The organism is Paenibacillus sp. NFR01 (assembly GCF_900111565.1).
Classification (GTDB): Bacteria; Bacillota; Bacilli; order Paenibacillales; family Paenibacillaceae; genus Paenibacillus_AQ.
Genome location: NZ_FOIK01000004.1, coordinates 190903 through 208749 on the forward strand (window position 1 = coordinate 190903; position 17847 = coordinate 208749).

The 17847-nt window shown below is 60.5% G+C and carries 11 protein-coding genes; all 11 read right to left on the minus strand.

Features of this window, described 5'->3' with window-relative positions:
• Positions 1 to 90 precede the first annotated feature (90 nt).
• The 11 genes from BMW84_RS18115 to BMW84_RS18165 all read right to left on the minus strand — a co-directional run bounded on the left by BMW84_RS18115 (position 91) and on the right by BMW84_RS18165 (position 17729).
• Positions 91 to 834: a nitroreductase family protein gene (locus BMW84_RS18115; RefSeq protein WP_091070829.1), complete on the minus strand. Its 744-nt coding sequence runs from the start codon at positions 832 to 834 to the stop codon at positions 91 to 93.
• Positions 835 to 988: 154 nt separating this feature from the next.
• Positions 989 to 1534, minus strand: a complete 546-nt coding sequence (locus tag BMW84_RS18120; protein WP_091070831.1) for a GNAT family N-acetyltransferase — start codon at positions 1532 to 1534, stop codon at positions 989 to 991.
• Between the two features lie 46 nt (positions 1535 to 1580).
• Positions 1581 to 2513 (minus strand): metallophosphoesterase, encoded by a 933-nt coding sequence (locus BMW84_RS18125; protein ID WP_091070832.1) that lies wholly within the window; start codon positions 2511 to 2513, stop codon positions 1581 to 1583.
• 33 nt (positions 2514 to 2546) lie between these two features.
• Positions 2547 to 3242: an ion channel gene (locus BMW84_RS25170; protein ID WP_302848105.1), complete on the minus strand. Its 696-nt coding sequence runs from the start codon at positions 3240 to 3242 to the stop codon at positions 2547 to 2549.
• Between the two features lie 70 nt (positions 3243 to 3312).
• Positions 3313 to 4110: a DUF3891 family protein gene (locus BMW84_RS18135; protein ID WP_175498885.1), complete on the minus strand. Its 798-nt coding sequence runs from the start codon at positions 4108 to 4110 to the stop codon at positions 3313 to 3315.
• Between the two features lie 228 nt (positions 4111 to 4338).
• The gene (locus BMW84_RS18140; protein ID WP_091070835.1) at positions 4339 to 10278 is read right to left on the minus strand and encodes a glycosyl hydrolase family 28-related protein; all 5940 of its coding nucleotides are present in this window, start codon (positions 10276 to 10278) and stop codon (positions 4339 to 4341) included.
• 224 nt (positions 10279 to 10502) lie between these two features.
• On the minus strand, positions 10503 to 12071 hold the full coding sequence (locus BMW84_RS18145) for an ABC transporter substrate-binding protein (RefSeq protein ID WP_091070837.1): 1569 nt from the start codon (positions 12069 to 12071) through the stop codon (positions 10503 to 10505).
• Positions 12072 to 12197: 126 nt separating this feature from the next.
• Positions 12198 to 13082, minus strand: a complete 885-nt coding sequence (locus tag BMW84_RS18150; RefSeq protein WP_091070839.1) for a carbohydrate ABC transporter permease — start codon at positions 13080 to 13082, stop codon at positions 12198 to 12200.
• A gap of 25 nt (positions 13083 to 13107) precedes the next feature.
• Positions 13108 to 14085 (minus strand): ABC transporter permease, encoded by a 978-nt coding sequence (locus BMW84_RS18155; protein ID WP_091070840.1) that lies wholly within the window; start codon positions 14083 to 14085, stop codon positions 13108 to 13110.
• A gap of 211 nt (positions 14086 to 14296) precedes the next feature.
• Positions 14297 to 16102 carry a cache domain-containing sensor histidine kinase gene (locus BMW84_RS18160; RefSeq protein WP_091070842.1) on the minus strand — a complete coding sequence of 602 codons (1806 nt, stop codon included), beginning with the start codon at positions 16100 to 16102 and terminating at the stop codon, positions 14297 to 14299.
• Positions 16095 to 17729, minus strand: coding sequence for a response regulator (locus BMW84_RS18165; protein ID WP_091070844.1), 1635 nt, complete (start codon positions 17727 to 17729; stop codon positions 16095 to 16097). Before BMW84_RS18165 ends, BMW84_RS18160 begins: the two co-directional genes overlap by 8 nt.
• Between the last annotated feature and the right edge of the window lie 118 nt (positions 17730 to 17847).

Sequence of the window (17847 nt, forward strand, 5' to 3'; positions counted from 1 at the left end):
TGTATTCTTATAAAAATGCACCGCGCGGCGCGCGGCCGGCACGAAAGTGCCTGGTCGCCGCCGGCGGTGCATTTTTATTGTTCCTCCCGGTTATTCCTCCGGTTCGGAGCCAAAACCCTGCTGCTTCAGCGTAAGCAGCGCATCCCCGTACCGCGGATTCAGCGCGTAAAAGTGGGCAATGACCGCGCTCCAGTCGCGCACCGTCTGTCCCGCCTCGGCGGTGTAGCGGCGGTGTTCCGCATTGTACGCCTCGATGTATCCGCGTTGGTCCCGGTTATAGGTCTCCTCGTGGTAGACCGCCGCCAGGGGCAGCCGCGGCTTCTTCGGCAGCGTTTCATCCGGATATCCGATGCACAGCCCGGCTACCGGGAAGACGTACTCCGGCAACTCCAGCAGCCGGATGACCTCCGCCGTGTTGCGGCGGATGCCGCCGATCGGAATGATGCCGAGGCCCAGCGACTCCGCCGCCATCGCGGCACCGGCCAGGGCGATGCCGGCATCGGCGGCGCCGACGAGCAGTGCATCCACATCCTTGGCCGATTCAAACGGCTGCCCCTCCATCTCGCTTGCCAGCTTCGCCCGGTAAAAGTCCATGCAGAACACCAGGAACACCGGCGCCTCGGCCACATGCCGCTGATTTCCGCTCAAAGCGGCAATCCGCTCCCGGCGCTCCGGGTCCTGCACGGAGATTATCGTTACCTGCTGGCCGTTGACCCAGGACGGCATCGCCTGCGCCGCGGACAAAAGCTGCTCCAGCTTCTCCGGTTCTACCGGGTCCGGGCGATATTTCCGGTAGGAGCGGTGATTCAGGAGCGTATCCAGCATTTCGTTCATTTTCAAATCCCCCATTCTTTGCCTCACAGCTGCGTTTTCCATCTATAGTAACAAAAAAATGGACCCGAAGCATCGGGTCCCAACAGCAATTATATAATCAAAAGGGGGTCATGTACTTAGTGTACCCGGTTACTGTTAGAGTTTGATAACGGCTTTATTTCAATTGTGTAACAGAAGCGAACACCTTTATGACATCCCCGGACGGGCCGGCTTCGGCAATGATATGTTTAAGCGTCATGCCGTTGTTGCGCATGACCCGCTCGGATGCCGGGTTGTCTCCCCGGCATCGCCCTTCGACCGCCGCCAGCCCCAGCTCCGCAAACGCATAGCGGAGCAGCAGGCGTACGGCCTCCGTCGCGATCCCCCGGCCGCGCTTCGCCGGGTGTACCAAATACCCGAGCCGTGCAAGGCGCTCCGCCCGGCTCCAGCGCTGGAGCGATGCCACCCCGATCAGCTCCGTGCCGCCGGGCGCATAAATGCCCAGATGCAGGCCGCCCTCCGCTTCCGGCTGCAGCATGCGCTGCGCCAGCTCCCGCACGGCTGCCGGAGACAGCGTGCCGCCTCGGCGCAGCAGCGCCTGCCGCTGGATGTCCGGCTCGGCCAGCAGCGCGGTTAATGCCGCCGTATCCCGCGCCTGGATCGTCCGCAGCTCGGCGGCTTCGCCTTGAAGCACGATGACTCCGGCTCCAGATGGCTGCATATGGTTCCCCTCTTTTCATGTGTGCTGTTCCAGCTAACGGTTCAAGCTACGTCCGGCGCAGCGTCATCACGGTAAGCTCCGGCCGGCAGAACAGCCGCAGCGGCATAGAGGTTTCGCCGAAGCCGCGGTTCACGTAGACCGGCATTCCTTTCGCCGTATAATAAAGCCCGCTTATGTACTTGTGCGATCCGTACGGCGTAAACAAAGCGCCTTTGAACGGCAGGCGGATCTGCCCGCCGTGGCTGTGGCCCGACAGCTGCAGATGGAACGGGTGCTGCTCCGCGTAGTCGGCATAATCCGGCTCGTGCATCAGAAGCAGCGTGAACAGCCCTTCCGGAACGTTCTTCAGCGCAGTTTCCGGCTCGGGCTTGCCGTGCAGCATATCCTCCAGCCCGGTGATGGCGATGGCCGCTCCGCCCCTTTTAACCAGAACGGACTCGTTGCGCAGGACGCGGAAGCCCGCCGAGGCAAGGAGCCGGGTCAGCAGCTCGGTGTTTTTGTAATCATGGTTGCCGAGAATGGCGTATTTGCCAAGCGGGGCGGTCAACGTAGCGAGCACCGGCACGGCCTCTTCCAGGTCCTCCGCATAGCTGTCCACGATGTCGCCCGTGAAACAGATGAGATCGGGCTCCGCGGCATGAATATGCTTGACCAGCCGCTTCACGTCATGCGCGTCCTTGTTGAAGCCGAGATGCACGTCGCTGAAATGAACCAGCCGGATGCCGGAAAAAGCCGAAGGCAGCTGCGGCAGCGGCAGCTCCAGACGCGTCGTGTCCAGCCAGTTCGGCTCGCCTTGCCAGCCGTAGGCGCCGGTCAGCAGCCCCGCGCTGACCACGGTGCCGGCGCTGCGCAGCAGAAACTGGCGGCGCGTCATCCGTCGGCTGCCCGGCCCTGTGCCCGGCGGCGTATCGTTAACGTCATTACCGGGCGAACCGCCGGCGCCAAAATCGGGAGAAGCCCCGGCTGCTTTTGGATCCATAGGGAGTTTCTCCTTCCTGCATATGGAATGTTTCTATTTCTTTTTCTTAACGGACACCTCTTCTTCCGGCCCGGTCGTCTCGATATCCACCTCTATCGCCGCTTCGATCTCCGCTTCTGTACCGGAGCCGAGAATTTTCCGGAACAGGCCGAGCATGGACAACGCATAAGCGACGGTAATGAAGCTGAAGCCGATCTGCATGACGACGACCAGGCGGGAGGTGCTGTCGACAGGCGCAACATCGCCATAGCCGACCGTTGTGAACGTGGCGACGCTGAAATAGAGGAACGTCACCAGCTGGTTCAGCAGATCGCCGCCAAGCCCCTCCCCCTGAAAAGAGGACTGGCCGAACAGTTTATATATGGATGTATATACGACGGTAAAAAAAATAATGCTGATGATCGTCGCCAGGCTGATGCGGGCCAGCGTCTGGGTCATCCGCACCTCTCTGTTGTTTGACTCCTTGATCTCGTGAAAGATAAGAAAAATATAAAACAGGACGGAGGCAAACACAAAAATCAGAATCAGCCCCCGCAAGCCGCCGCTGCCGGGCACAATATCGCCGAGATCGATCCAGCCGAGCAGATCCTCGGCGGAGATCAAGGCATAGATCAGGACCGGAGCAAGCAGCACCCCTTTGCCCATCCAGCCGATCTTCAACCGCAGCAGCCAATAGGACAGCAGCACGATTACGGCCGCATTCAGCGCCCACATCCACCCGGACATCATCGGTTACACCCCCGGGCGGCGGATCCACCAGGCAATAAGCCGCTATGGCCACTAACCGCCGGACGGCGCATCAGACTTCCTCCGGGCGGGGAATGATCCGGATGCGGCATTCCTCCTCCGGCGTTTCATGAAACGCCCGGGCAATGCCCTTGGCTTGAATCTGCGCCTTCGGCACGCTCCGCTGCTTGAACACCGCCTCCACCGGCTCGGTGAACGGAAAAGGCTCCAGCATTAACGCGGAGGCGTCTTTCCACTCCGCAGTGATGGCGCGGCCGCTCGTAAAGCCGAAATCCTCGCTGCCCGAGAAGCCGTCCTTGAACCAGGGATGCTCCTCCGATTTCGGACTGCCCGGCTCGCTTAGCGCCAGGAACAGCGACAAATCGTCGCAGAACTGCAGCAGCCGCTCGTCGTGATACAGCTCGCCCTCGGCAATCGGGCGGCTATGCTCAAGCTCGCGGCGGATGCGCGCCCGCCGCGCCTCCTCCTCGGCCAGAAACTCCCGCAGCGCCGGCCCGTCCTCCCCGGAGGTCTCGATCAGCCGTTCGTAGTGAAGGCTGCACAGCAACCCGCCGTACGCTGTATCCGCTTCGATCTCGTCCAGCCCGCGGCGGTAGAAGACCAGCTTCGGGACCAGCGGAAAGTCGAGAAAGGTGTACGGCGCGCCCTCCGCGTCGTTCCAGAACGGCGTCTCGTCGAGGTCGATCCAGCCGCGGTCATGGTTGGCTATCGCCCGCAGTACCTCGGCGCGGCGGTCCTGAACCGTTCGGGTCGCTTCCTCCCTGAATTCCGCCGCGAATCTCCCCGCAAGCTCTCCATGCTCGTGCTGCTTCATCATCACCAAGTTTCCGTCATGTTCCCGACAAATCACGGCCATTCCTCCCTGTAACATGCGTAGTCCGATTATTCGCTTCATTGCAGAAATTATATCATATTGCTTCCAACAGGCCGAATCGGCGCAAGCTGTCGCGATAAAAGAATTGTATGAAATGTACCCCGTTTATGGGCCTGCAGAAACACCCTCCGGGGCTGCTTAGTAAAATTGGGGGCCATGACAGCGAAGCGGCCGGGCAATAGCCGCCCGGCCGCTTCGCATTGCTTATTGCCCGTATACGAGCCTGTATACGTTATAGATCAAAACCGCAGCTTCCGCGCGGGTCAGGCTGCGGCCCGGATGGAAGCCCGCCGCATCTCCTTGCAGCAGCTTGGCGCCGGTTAGAGCCCCGATGCCTTCCTTGGCGTAGCCGGCGATGTCGCCTGCGTCCGCGAAGCGTGTCATGCTCTCCGGCTCTACCCGGAGGCGGGGCGCGGCGGGCGTCAGCGCAAGCGCCCGCTGCACCAGCACAGCGGCGTCCTGCCGGCTGATCGCCTGCTCCGGCGCAAAGCGGTCCGCGCCCGTGCCGTCCGCGATGCCTAGCGCGCGGAAGCTGCGGACCGCCGCCGCATAATAAGCGTCCGCCTGCACATCGGCGAACGTTTCGCCCGGCGCGTCGGGAAGCTCCAGCGCCGCCGAGAGCAGCAGCGCGAAATCCGCGCGCGTTATGACAGCCTGCGGGTTAAAGGCTGCCGCCGACTGGCCGCGCGAGATGCCTTTGGCCGTGAGAACGGCGATAGCCCGCTCCGCCCACGGGACCGGCTGCAGATCGCGGTAAGCCGCCGCGACGGAAGTTACCGCATACTGGCTGAAATGCGCCGTGTGAAAGACCACTTGCCCGCTGCCCGGCACATACCGTCCATTGACGACCGGCACGCTGCTGCCTTGGCCGTCGATATAGCGGACGGCCAGCAGTTCGGTGTCCTCCCCGGCAGCGGGAGCGTATGGCAGCGATACCGTGACCGGCGCTCCCTGGCTCCGCCAATCCAGGACATGACCGTCCGCCGTCAGGGACAGATCAACCGCCGGGCGGCTGCCATTTTGCCCCGCCAATGCGCTTCCCCAACCGCCGCGGTCCGCCTCGCGGATCGTCACGGTTACCCTGGGGCCGGCGGCCGCAAGGTCCGCCGCGTCCAGCATGCTGCCCGGAAGCAGCAGCGTGCCCTTGGCGGTGACCAGCTCGATCGCGCGGCCGGGTTCAGAGCCGCCGAGCAGCGCGGCGGGCAGCTCCAGGCTGTAGCCCTCAGCCCCCTCGGACGCCGCCAGCCGTACGGTTACTTTTCGGACGCCGCCGGCCGGCGAAGTTTGGCCGAACGCCTTCTCCAGCAGTTCCGCCGGGAGCGAGGCACCGGCGGTCTTGCCGGTGATGGACGCAGGCGTTACGGCAATGATGGCCGAGCCGTCCGCACCAGCCGAGACTGCCGGCGTCGATGGCGTTCCCGCCGTCGGGATTGGCACCGGACCCGGCGTTTCCGGTTCCTCTGCGCCGCCGCTCAGCGCCGCCAGCCGGTCTTTCAGGCCTTTCTTCACGTTTCCGTCAGGCAGCAGGGCCACGAAATTCGCGGCGGCGTCGATCCGGGTTGCGGTTTTATAGGCTTCCGCCGCCTTCACCGCGGTTTCCGCCGAAGCGGCCAGAGCGGCTGCGAAGGGGGCGTTCAGCAGATACAGATCGCCATACAGCGTGGCGTCCTTGCTGGTGCCGATGCCCTGATTGTATTCGATGAAGCCGGCCCGGCCCGCGCCGTCATTCTCGTTCAATAATAAGGCAAAGCCGATCGGCTCCTCCGGGTTGAACGCGGAATCCGGACCATGCAGCTGCGCAAACGGAATCGCGAGGTCGTAATGCGTTATTTTCTGCGTTTCATCGCGGGTAATATGGGAGGTCACTCCGCTCAAGGCTCCGGTGCCCAGTCCCTCCGGGGCGCGCCAGCGCCAAGCGCTGACCGTGCCTTGGCCGTTCAGGGCAAAGCCAAGCTCGCTGACGTCGGGACTGGCTTTGCCTTTGCCGCGCGACAGATCAATGCCGAGTTGCAGGCTGTCGCCCTGCCAGATGTCGCCGTTGCTCCAGCTCTGCGCCTGCACATCGTCGCGCACGTCCACGGTTACGTACAGATTGTCGTCATCCCAGTGCAGCTTCGCTTCCGCGCTGAGATCGCCGGCACCGCTCCAATTGCCGCCGAGGCTGAAATAATGGTCGGCATCCGCCAGGAGTACGGAGGGAGCATCGCCGCCGGCGCGCGCGGCGAAGGATTGGCCCAGCTTGACTGAAGCGACGTAAGCCGCCCCGTGATCCAGCGTGATTTTGTATTTCAGCGAATCGCCCGTCACATAAGGCAGCGCGATGTCAATGCTGCCGCCGAGCGCTACGCCCGCAAAATTCACCGGCCGCATCAGTTCCCGGTACACGGACGGCTCCAGCAGCTCCAGCGTTCCCTTGAGCGGCTGCGCTTGCCCTACGTTGGTCAGCGTCAGCTTCGCTTTCGGCTGCGCGGCCGTTCCTTCATCGAACGGCGCGGCTTCCAGCCGCAGCAGCACTGGCACCAGATCGGTGCCTGCTACTTTAGACGGCGCCCGGTTATCGATTTGCAGCCCGCCGCTGTACAGATTGTTGGTCAGTGTCAGCGACTCCACCGCCGGGTCGGCATACACATGGGTCGTGCGCGCCTGCTGGAAATAAGAGTCGTACAGGAATATCTCTCCGCCGAGCGCCCCCAGCCCCCTTTCCCCGACCGTGGTAAGGTTGGCCTGCTGAATATGGATGTTCCCTCCGTAAATATCGAAGGAACGGGTCGTATCGCCCCACATGGAGGAATTAAACAGCGTGGCTTTCGAATCGAACGATTCCCCGACCGTCACATAGACTTTATCCTCGGAGCTGAGCGACACCAGCTCGGTGTTCACCAGCACCAGCCCTCCGGGAGCGGCGCTGTCGAGCACCGCGCCTTTTTTGCTGCCGTCCGTGCCGTGGCCGATGACGACGGCCTGCGGTCCCCGGCCGTCCTGCGCCGCGAAATGAATGCCGTATTCCGAGCCGTAAACAAATGTGTTAAACACGGTTTCCTCCGTGACATCGGCAATGCGGAATGCATCCAAATGCTCCTTTTGGTAGTTCCAGACCAGCTGGAATGCCGCGTCCGTGTCGGGATGATTCGGATACGTGCTCCGTCCGTAGTAATGCGGGTTGAACTGCACGTTGCGGATAAATCCGTCCCTGGCTCCGCCGCCGACCGCGATGCCTTCCTTCAGCGGAGATCCGGCTACGTAATCGATGTAGTGGCCGCTCGTATCGAAGCTGGCAAAGTCGATGCCCTGATACGGGTTGACCAGCGTCGTATCGATGGCGTACACGCCCCTGCCCGTGCCCCGGATCGTGTAGGCATACGGCTTAACGGCACTCCAGCTCTGCCGGTCATAATAGACGGACAGCCCGCGTACTCCTGCGGAGGCCTCCAGCGTAATCAGCGCTTCCGCGCCCGCCTCGTTCTCGCCGTAATTCGTGAAGATGACGGTGCCGCCGCCGATCGTATGATGCGGCACATCCCAGGAGCCTCTAAGCTCCACGCCCGGCGGCACATTCAGCCGGCTGTCGATCCGGTAGGTTCCTGCCGGCAGGTACACCGTGCCGCCGCCCGCCGCCCCGGCATCGTCCAGCGCCCGCTGAACGGCCGACGACGCGTCCTGCACGCCGTTCTTGTCCGCGCCGTAAGGATCGGCTGTCACGTCGAACAGCAGGGCCGTCGCCGGCTTGGGCGGAACGGCGGCATCCGTGGCGACGCCCTCCGGCAGCGTCTCCAGCGCGTAAGCCTCCTCCTGGTGGACGTTGACTTCGGCCACCCCGCTTTCGTTAGAAACGTCCAATTGTCCGTTATAGCCGGAGTTGACCGCGTTAACCACGCGCGCGGCGCTGCCTGCCAGGACATGGTTATCCGCCTCGGCGAAACTGGATTGCCCCAGCAGAAGCGATCCCCCGTTGGCCGCAATGGCGTAGCCGCCGGCAGCGGCGTTCCAGCCCGCAAACGAGCTGTTCTCGAAGGAGAGCACGCCGCTGCCGTCGTTGACGACCGCATTTCGCGTGTTTCCGCCTACCGTCACCGTATTGAACTGGGCGATGGAATGGAAGCCCGCCGTCGCCAGAATCGCCACCGGGGATTCGCCCGCACCGGCCGCAAAGGAGCTGTCCGTCACGAGCAGGCCGTAATCGTTGACGCCTTCAATCTTCAGCGCGACGTTGCAGTCATCGATGGCAATGCGGTACAGCTGGGCATTGGCCGCCTCCAGCGAATTCGTCCGCGTCGTAACGCGCAGCCCGGTCTTGAAGCCCGAGATATGCAGATCGGACATGTATTCCCAGTCCGAACGCCCCATGACCACGCCTTCGGCATGTTCGGTCATATAGCCGCGCAGCGCCGCCCGTTCCGGCGCTCCCGCCAGACCCGAAGCCGACCAGACGTCCGGCTTGAGCGTAACCTTCTCCAGACGCCCGATATCGGTGGTGAAATCAAGGAAAATCCCCGTTTTGAGCGCTGTTCCGTATACGTTGTCGACATAATGAAGCTCATTCCAGACCGGCCCGATTTTGATTCCGTTGTACGCGTTGACCAGCGTAACGTTTCGGATCGTGGCGCTGTCCCCGGAGAGCTGCTCGAATGTCCACGGGTAAGGAGCCGGAGCATCCAGGCTCTGCTCCGGGTACCAGACGGAGAGATTCGTGACGCCGCTGACGGGCTCCATACGGATAAAGCTGGTCCCGTTCTCCTCGCCCCGGCCCCCGTACGACGCGAGAAGGGTACCGCGCACGGTATAGTCGCCCGCCGCCGGCTCCGGCCGGTCCCCGCGCAGCGTAACCCCGGTGGGAATCGTTAAGTGGCCGTCGAGACGGTACGTTCCGGCAGGCGCGAACACGACCCCGCCGCCCTGGACGGCGGCAGCGTTCAGCGCGTTCTGGATGGCCTGCGTATCGTCAGCCACGCCGTCCGCTTTGGCGCCGTAATCCGCCACGCTCACGTTCGCGATAACGATCTCGCTGGATGCGTAGACGGTCTCCACCACCCCGGTATGCGAGGGCGCCGTTGCCCGCGGCGTTTTCTTCACCGTGACCTTGGCTACCCGCAGATCGGGATTGTTCTCCGGAGCCCCGCCCCCGCTGATGCCGATCCGGAAGTCGCTGCCGTTCGCGCGGTCGGCGAATTTCGCGTCGCTCAGCTTGAAGACGGTGCTCCGCCAGCTCTTGGAGTCACCGTATGTGAACAGCGGCGCATCCTTGAACGGCGCGGACAGCGAATCGTATTGCAGCACCATGCTGCCGCCGCCTTCGTCATAGTAATCCACGGTTACGTATACATCCTGATCGGCATTGTCATAGAGAAAAGCGTTGTCGACGTTCATGTAGAGGTAAAGCGTCCGGTCGCCTGCCGCAGCTTTGTTCGTGCTCCAGTACCCTCTGCCGTCCTTCGTCCCGGTAAGCAGTCCCGCCTCATTGTCCCCGGCACGGGCGGTAATGCCGAGCGGCTGCAGCGGCTGGCCAAGGACGATGGCCGCTTCGTCCGGCGGCAGCGGCTTCGGCGTTTTCGTTACCGTAACCGCAGCCACTTTCAAATCCCGGTTCGTCCCCGCGCTGGCCCCGCCGCCTTCGATCCCGATGCGGAAATCCCCGCCGTTCGTGCGCCCCGCAAACCAGGCGTCGGTCAGCTCAAAGGTATGCGTCCTCCAGGTTCGCGTGTCGGTATACGTGAAGAGCGGGGCGTCTTTGAAAGCATTCGGCGCGCCCAGCGCATCGTATTGCAGCACCATGGACCCGTTTCCTTCATCGAAATATTCCACCTGCACCTGCACGTCGTAGCCGGAATTTTCATGCAGATATCCGTCGTCCACGTCCATGTAGAAATAGACCGTCTGCGGTCCGTCCTCCGCCTTGTTCGTCTCCCAGTACGTTTTGTCCGCCAGTGTTCCCGTCCGCAGCCCGTCCGGGTTATCGCCCGCGCGGGCTGTAATTCCCGCGGATACCGGAACTTCCCCCAGCGTAATGCTTGCCGCAGCAGCGGCTGATTCAGCGGATGCTTCAGCGGCATGTATCGGAGGTACGTACAGCCCCGCCGCGATCAGCACGGCTGACAGCAGTGCAGCCGCATTCCTGCGCAGTTTTTTCATTCCCCATTGTCGTCCCATTGCTTCTCACCCTCCATAATCAAGAAGTAAATGAAATATCATCCATGTCCATCCCGATAAAAAACGCCCATCGGCGTATTTCGCTTATGGGCGTCTTTATCCAACCGCGCTGTCAGAAGATTGGCTCTCCCAAAAAGGCGCTGAAAGGTCAAACCTGCGGGTTCTTGCTTATTCGGCTTGGAATGTATTCAGATCAACTTCCGTCTTTCAGGTTGCGCGGACCGTTATTTCTGCTGCGCGGCCAGGTAAGCGTCCACTTGTCTTTGCGTTTCGGCAAGCAGCTTGTCGAGGCCGTTTTTCTTCTGCATTTCAATATAGTCGTTGACCGACTTTTCCACGTTCTTGACCACGCCGAACTCGATCGGACGGCTGAATTCGTCGGAAGCCTGGTCGCGCTTCGCGATTTCATTTTTCACGTTGTCTTCGGCGATAAAGAGACCGTCCACCGGCGAATTCACGTTATTCGGCTCGCTGGCGAATTCCGCTTCCTTCTCCCAGAAGCCTGCGGCATAGGTTTGCGTCGGACGCATGAATTGCGGCTTCCAGAACGCCCATTGTCCGCCCCATTCCATGTAGTTGCTGGTCGAAGAATCCATGCCTTCCGGATATACAGCCATATCGCCGTCCAGCTTATAGGTCTTGCCCTCGATGCCGTATTGCAGCAGATCGTAGAGCGTTTGGTCGGTCTCCACCATGTCCAGGAAGCGGAGCACCAGGTCCGGATGCTCGGAGTTGCGGTTGATGGCGAGTACGTTCGCCAGAGCGGTGCGGTTTACGTATTTTTTATCGGGATAGAGCTCGGACATCTCCTGCTTGAAGGACGGATCGACGAAACCCGGATCGGCGTAGGCCCATTCATGCGAAGTGATGGTGAAGAACTTCTTGCCGTTTCTCCACTGCACTTCCTCGCCTTCCTTGTCGATCATCGCATCGCGGTTGATCAGGTTGTCGTCGTACCACACCTTGGACAGCTTTGCCGACTCCAGATAAAACGGCTGCTGCTCGACCGGCTGCACGGTTACCTTCGGATCGTTCAAGTAGAAGCCCAGCCCGTGGAAGTTCAGGTCCACCCATTCGTCGCGGATCATGAAGATGGACAGCGGGGTGGTGCGGGACAGCTTGTCGTTCGGATACGCTTTCTTGAAATCGCGCAGCAGCTTGTCGACATCCTCGATCGTTTTGACCGAGCCCGGCTCAAGGTCGATGCCCGCTTTCTCGGCCAGATCGGAGCGCCAGCCGGCGAACTTGCGTTCATTCATCTTCATCGTCCATGGCAGGCCGACAATCTGGCCGTTTACCGTCGCTGCGGTCAGCGTGCCTTGCTCCTGGTATTTCTTGTAAAGGTTCGGCGCGTATTCCGGCAGCAGATCGTTCAGCGCCATATAGGAGCCTTTTGCCGCCATCTGCTTATAGGAGAGCCAGTCGCCGTCGAAATTCATGTCCCAGCTGTCGCCAGAAGCGGCCATTACGAGCATTTTGTCCTTGAAATCGCCGAACGGAATCGTGTTGATGTCGAACTTGACGTTCAGCCCCTTGCCTTTGACGTATTCGCTGATCTTGGACCATACTTCGTCCGTGGCTGCCTTCTTATCGCCTCCGAAGTAGAATTTGAGCGTCACTTCCGGACCGCTGTCTTTGACGGCGCCGGCATTTTGCCCGCTGGTGTTGCCGGTATTCCCGGCATTGGCCGCGTTACCGGAATCATTGCCTCCGTTGCCCCCGCAGGCCGATAAGCCGAAGCTCAGCAGCAGCGTGGCGGCCAGGAGGAAGCTGCCCGATTTCCTTTTTGACATGTCTAACCTCTCCCCTTAACGATTGATGTATATGCTTGACGGCCGAAGCCGGAAAAGCCTTTAACCCTTTGAACCCGCAATTGGCGCGAAGGCCGGCGTCCTGAATCTCCGTTGCGGCGGATGGGGTCAGCCTTTTACCGCGCCTACGATCAGACCTTTGACGAAATACCGCTGCACGAACGGATACAGGAAAACAATCGGCCCGATCGTGACTACAGTCAGCGCCATCTTCATCGATTCCGACGGGATCTGCGCCGAAATGCGCTGCATGGCGGCCGCGTTGCCGGAGCTCCGCAGGAACTCGACGTTAGAAATCAGCGTGCGCAGCAGCAGCTGCAGCGGCTGAAGCTCCTGCTTGTCGACGAACATCAGCCCGAGGAACCAGTCGTTCCAGTAGCCCAGCGCCATGAACAGTCCGACCGTAGCCAGCACGGGCAGCGAAAGCGGGGCGATCAGCCGGTAAAAGATCCGGAATTCCCCGGCGCCGTCGATTTTGGCCGACTCGTGGATTTCCTCCGGGATGGCATGCATGAAGTTGCGGATCAGGAACAGGTTGAACGCATTGGCGAGCGAAGGCAGAATGAGCGCCCAGATCGTATCTTTCAGCTCCAGATAGCGTACGCAGATGATGTACCACGGGACAAGCCCGCCGTTGAACAGCATGGTGATGATGACGTAGACCGACAGCACGCCGCGCAGCTTGAACGATTTCCGGGACAAGGCATAAGCCCCCATCGCCGTCACGAGCAGCGAGAGCGCCGTCCCTACCGTCGTTACGATCAGGCTGATGCCGTAGGCGTCGACAATCCGGTTGGAACCCAGCAGCAGAATGCGGTACGAATCGAAGGTGACATGCTTGGGCCACAGGGTGTACCCGTAGGCGGCGATATCCTGCTCGGTGCTGAGCGACCCCGAAATGACCATAATGAACGGATACAGGCAGGAGAGGCTGAATAAGCCTACCACGAGCATAATGATCCATTGGCTGAACGAAAATTTTTTGGCTGTCATGCCGAATCAGAACCTCCTTGGCCGATTAGAAAATAGCGGAATCCTTGTCGATTTTGCGGGCGGCGTAATTGCTGGTCAGGACCAGGACGAAAGCGACCGTCGACTGGAGGAAGCCGGCGGCCGAGGCCATGCCGATATCCCCGGTCTTGCGCAGGCTGCGGTACACGAACGTGTCGATGACGTCGGTGGTCGGAAAGAGCAGCGAAGCGTCGCCGACCATCGCGTAGAACATGCCGAAATCCGCATTCATAATCCGGCCTACGGCCAGCAGCGTCAGGATGATGACCGTCGGTTTCAGCATAGGGATGCTGATATGGCGGATTTGCTGCCAGCGGGAGGCGCCGTCGATCGCAGCCGCCTCATAATAGGAATTGTCGATGGAGGTGAGGGCGGCCAGATAGATGATCGTGCCGTAGCCCGTCGCCTTCCAGCGCAGCGCAATGGTCAGAATAATCGGCCACAGGCCGGCGTTGCTGTAGAAATCGACGCTGCCGAAGCCCATCCACTCAATCAGCCGGTTGATGGAGCCGCTCTCGTAATTGAGCAGGTTGTAAGAGAAGACGCCGACGACGATCCATGAGATGAAGAAGGGCAGGAACGTGATGGACTGCGTCACGCGTTTGAAGAAGCGGAAGCGGATTTCGTTCAGCAGCAGCGCGAAGCCCACTTCGAACACCAGACCGACTGTGATGAACAGCACGTTCAGCAGCACGGTATTGCGGATGGCGCGGAACGCCGCATCGGAAGAGAACAGGTAATCGAAGTTGCTCAGCAGCGGGTCCATCCAGGCGCTGCCGAAAATCCCTTTGGTGAAATCGAAATCCTTGAACGCGATGACCAGCCCGGCCATGGGCAGGTAGTTGAACAGCAGCAGCAGGACGGCGAACGGCAGGAACATCAGCAGCAGCGACCGGTTGCGGTACAGGTCCTTCAGCAGCCCGAGCTTCCTGCGCGAAGCGGTTCCGGTACGCCGCTCGCTTGAAGTCGCAGTAATCGTTCTCATAAGCATATACCTTTCTGTAATTGGTGATGTACTTATGATACCGCTTACGCCAAAAGCAAGACCATGAGCCGATCTTGTTGTTTTCCGGTTTAAAATTGGCTTCTCGTGCGACGGCAAGCCGCCAAGGACCAAAAAGCAGATTGGCCATTCTCCGGCAGGAGATCGCACAATCTGCTTTTTCAAAATGGAGAAGCATGCGAAATCCGCCCAGTCACTTCTCTCCCCTGGCCTCGTCCTGAAGCGGGTCCAGCTTCATCACCGGATGCCGCAGGGCGATCCGCGTGCCGGCGCCGGGGTCGGACTCGATCTGCAGGCGGTACGCATCGCCGAAGTACAGCCTTAGCCGCTCGTTGACATTGCGCAGGCCCACGCCTTTGCTGCCGGTGGACTGCGGCGATTCTTCGCAGATATCGCAGTTCAGCTTCTCCAGCGTCTCCGCGGGAATGCCCTTGCCGTTGTCGATGATATCCAGAATCAGATCATCCTTCTCGCGGCGGGCGGTAATCAGAATTTTGCCCTGTTCGAAATTATCTCGGATACTGTGCTGGATCGCGTTTTCGACGAGCGGCTGCAGCAGGAGGCGCAGGAACGGCAGTTGCTGCAGCTCGGGTTCGACCGCATACAGGATGCGAATCGTCCGGCCCATGCGCGCCTGCTCGATCTGCACGTAAGCCTTAAGCTGTTCAAGCTCCCGCCGCAGCGTCGTCACTTCCTTGCCCTGGTTGAGGCTCAGGCGCAGCAAATTGCCGAGCGCGGCCACCATTTCACTGATGTCGCTGCGTCCGTGGGTCTCGGCCTTCCAGCGGATGGACTCCAGGGTGTTGTACAGAAAATGGGGGTTGATCTGGTGGCTGAGCACTTGGAACTCCAGCTCTTTCTTTTTCCATTCCGAGCGCGACGCCTCCTCAATGAGCGTTTCGATCTGCATCGTCAGGCTGATGAAGCCCCGGTACAGCCAGCCCACCTCGTCGTTGCGCTCGGACCAGGCGGAACGGTGATGGAAGTTCCCCCGCTCCGCCTTGCGCATCAGCTGGACCAGCCTGACCACGGGCTGGGTGAAATGCACGGTGAAATAAATAACCACGCCGACGCAGCACAGCAGGTAACCCACGAGAAACCACAGCATGACGCGGTTGATTTCATCGATCGTGCCGGTCAGCTCGCTGAGCGGCGACAGGCTGACCAGATACCACGGACGGCTGTCCAGCTTTAAGCTGGAGGCCAGAAATTTCTGCCCTTCGATGCTGAGGGTCCGGGACTGCCCGGGCTCGCCGCCCGTAAGGCCCGAGAAACGTACGGCCATCTCCTCCCGTCCCGTCCACTCGTTGGCGGCCGAGTCGTAGAGCACGCTGCCGTCTTCGTCGAGGAGAAGTAGCTTTTGCCCTTCGATATTGCCCGACGGGGAAAAATAACGGGCCAGCTGGTCCTCCGAAACGTCGGCGGCAATAATCCCCCTGGGACGCTGGTCGTACAGTCCGGTGAAACGTTTACTGTAAGCCAACAGCGGTTTGGCGTAACGCCCGCGCAGTGGCATCGAGAGGCGCCAGAACGGCCCGACCGTATGCTGCGCCCGGCGGAACCACTCCTCGTCCTGAACGATATGCGGCTCCCCGATCGTATTCATGTAATCGGTGTAACGCTCCGGTTCTATCGGATACAGATGCACCCGGAACGCGTCGATGGAGGCCGTCTGCTGATTCAGCAGCGTCAGCATATTGACGGTAAACGCCTCTTCTTCCTCCCACCCGGACGGCGGCCGCTCCAAAAGGTCCTGGAGCTGCTTGTTGCCGATCAGATCGTTCAGCTGATCGTTGAGCCGGGACAGATACAGCTCGAAGCTTTTGCGCGCCTGGACGAGAAAGCTGAGGGACATGGAAGTATTGGCATTGGAGATTCCTTCGATCGCCTTGACATGGGTGTAGTAGGCAAACCAAAGAAACGGCACGATCAGAATGCATAGAAAAATCAGGATCACCTTGTTGCGGAGCGAGCCGAGCGCGATTCCAGCCTTATTCATCGGCGATTCCCTGCAGCCGGCGGAACTCCTTCGGCGTCCATCCCGTTTGCTTTTTGAACAGCTTGGTGAAATGCACAGGATCCTTGTAGCCGACGAGCGAGGAAATCTGATAGATTTTGTAGCGTACTTCGCCCAGCATCGTTTTGGCGTTCTCCATCCTCACTTCGGTCACGTATTCCAAAAACGTCTGGCGCTTCTCTTTTTTAAACAGCTTGCTCAGCCATACAGGAGTGACATGCACCTCCTGGGCCACGCTTTGCAGGGTCAGATTATCCGCATAATGCCGTAAAATATAACGTTCCGCCTCCTGTATGATTTGCCCCGGCGAAGAAGAGAGCTTCCCGAAATCTCGTGCCATCTCCAGCAGACACGATTCCGCCTGCCCGCGCAGCGATTCCAGCGTGTCGAAGCGCTCCAGCCGGTCCCAGAGCACCATCGGGTTCCGCTGCCAGCTCTGCTCGCTCCAGCCGTATTGAGCCGCCTTCTTGAAAATGCTCAGCAGCCATTCGAAGATGTGCTGCTGGATGTCCTTGATCGAGCCTAACGACCACGATTGGACCAGTTCATAAAAACGGTTCATCGCCGCGCGGATATCTTCTTCGGTTCCGTAACGGATCAGATCCAGCACCTCGTCCGGATTCGTTATCGGCGGATTCTCCGCATCGGCTTCCTGCTCCCAGCCGCGGCTGGTCAGCAGGCGGTCGCCGCCGTAAATCGCCTTCTGCTCCAGAATCTCCTCCGCTTCGGCATAGCGCGCATGCAGCTCGGACAAGCTCCCCGGAACGGCGCAGAGCGCTGCGCTTGCCTTTACCTTGACGAAGGAATGGATCCGCTCGATGCATAAATTGCCCAGCTCCTCCAGACGCGCCCCGCTTTCTTCCCGGCTGCAGCGCAGCACGGCCGCCCAGCGCGACTTGGAGTCCTGGCACAGCAGAAAGGGCTCGGCGTATTCCTCCTCCAGCGTCTGCTTCACGACGTTGCCGATGCCGAACAGAATCAATTCTTTTTCCCGGCGCAGCCCGTCCCGGTTCTCCACCGCCTTCAGATCGTCCGCTTCAAACAGCATGACGACGGCAGGCCCGGCGACCATCCATTCGTCCTTCAATGTCCGCAGCCGGTGCAGGATGCGCGTCTCGCGGTACGGATCGTAATCCTGCTCCAGAATTTCGCGGATCAGCTCGCCGCGGATTTTGGGCAGCGCGCTGTTGATCTGGTCGTTGAGCAGCGCGCGGTTTTTCCGGTCGGTCTTTTCCTGCTCCAGCTGCGAAATCGCCCGTTGCAGCACCTCACCCAGCTCCGCAGTGCTGATCGGCTTCAGGATGTAATCCATCGCGCCGAGCTTCATCGCCTGTCTTACCATATCGAAATCGTCATACCCGCTGATGACGATGGCTTTCCACCCATTCGGCCGCCGTGCTCCAAGCGTTTCGATCAGCTCCAGCCCGGACATCCGTTTCATGCGGATATCGGTCACGATCAGATCGGGCTCTTGCGTCAGCGCCAGCTCCAGCGCCGAATCGCCGTCGTCGGCAATTAAAACGCTTTCAATTCCGAAGTCCCGCCACGGAAACCCCGTCCGCAGCCCCTCCCGGATCTCCAGTTCATCATCCACAACCAGTGCCAGCATTGCGACCACCCCCTGTAAGTAGTTTCGTTGTCTGTAGTCCGTTCCCCGCCGGCCAAAGGCCGGTGTTCTTATTTTAAATCGCATATGGAGAAAGGAACAAGCGGCCCGGGGCAATACG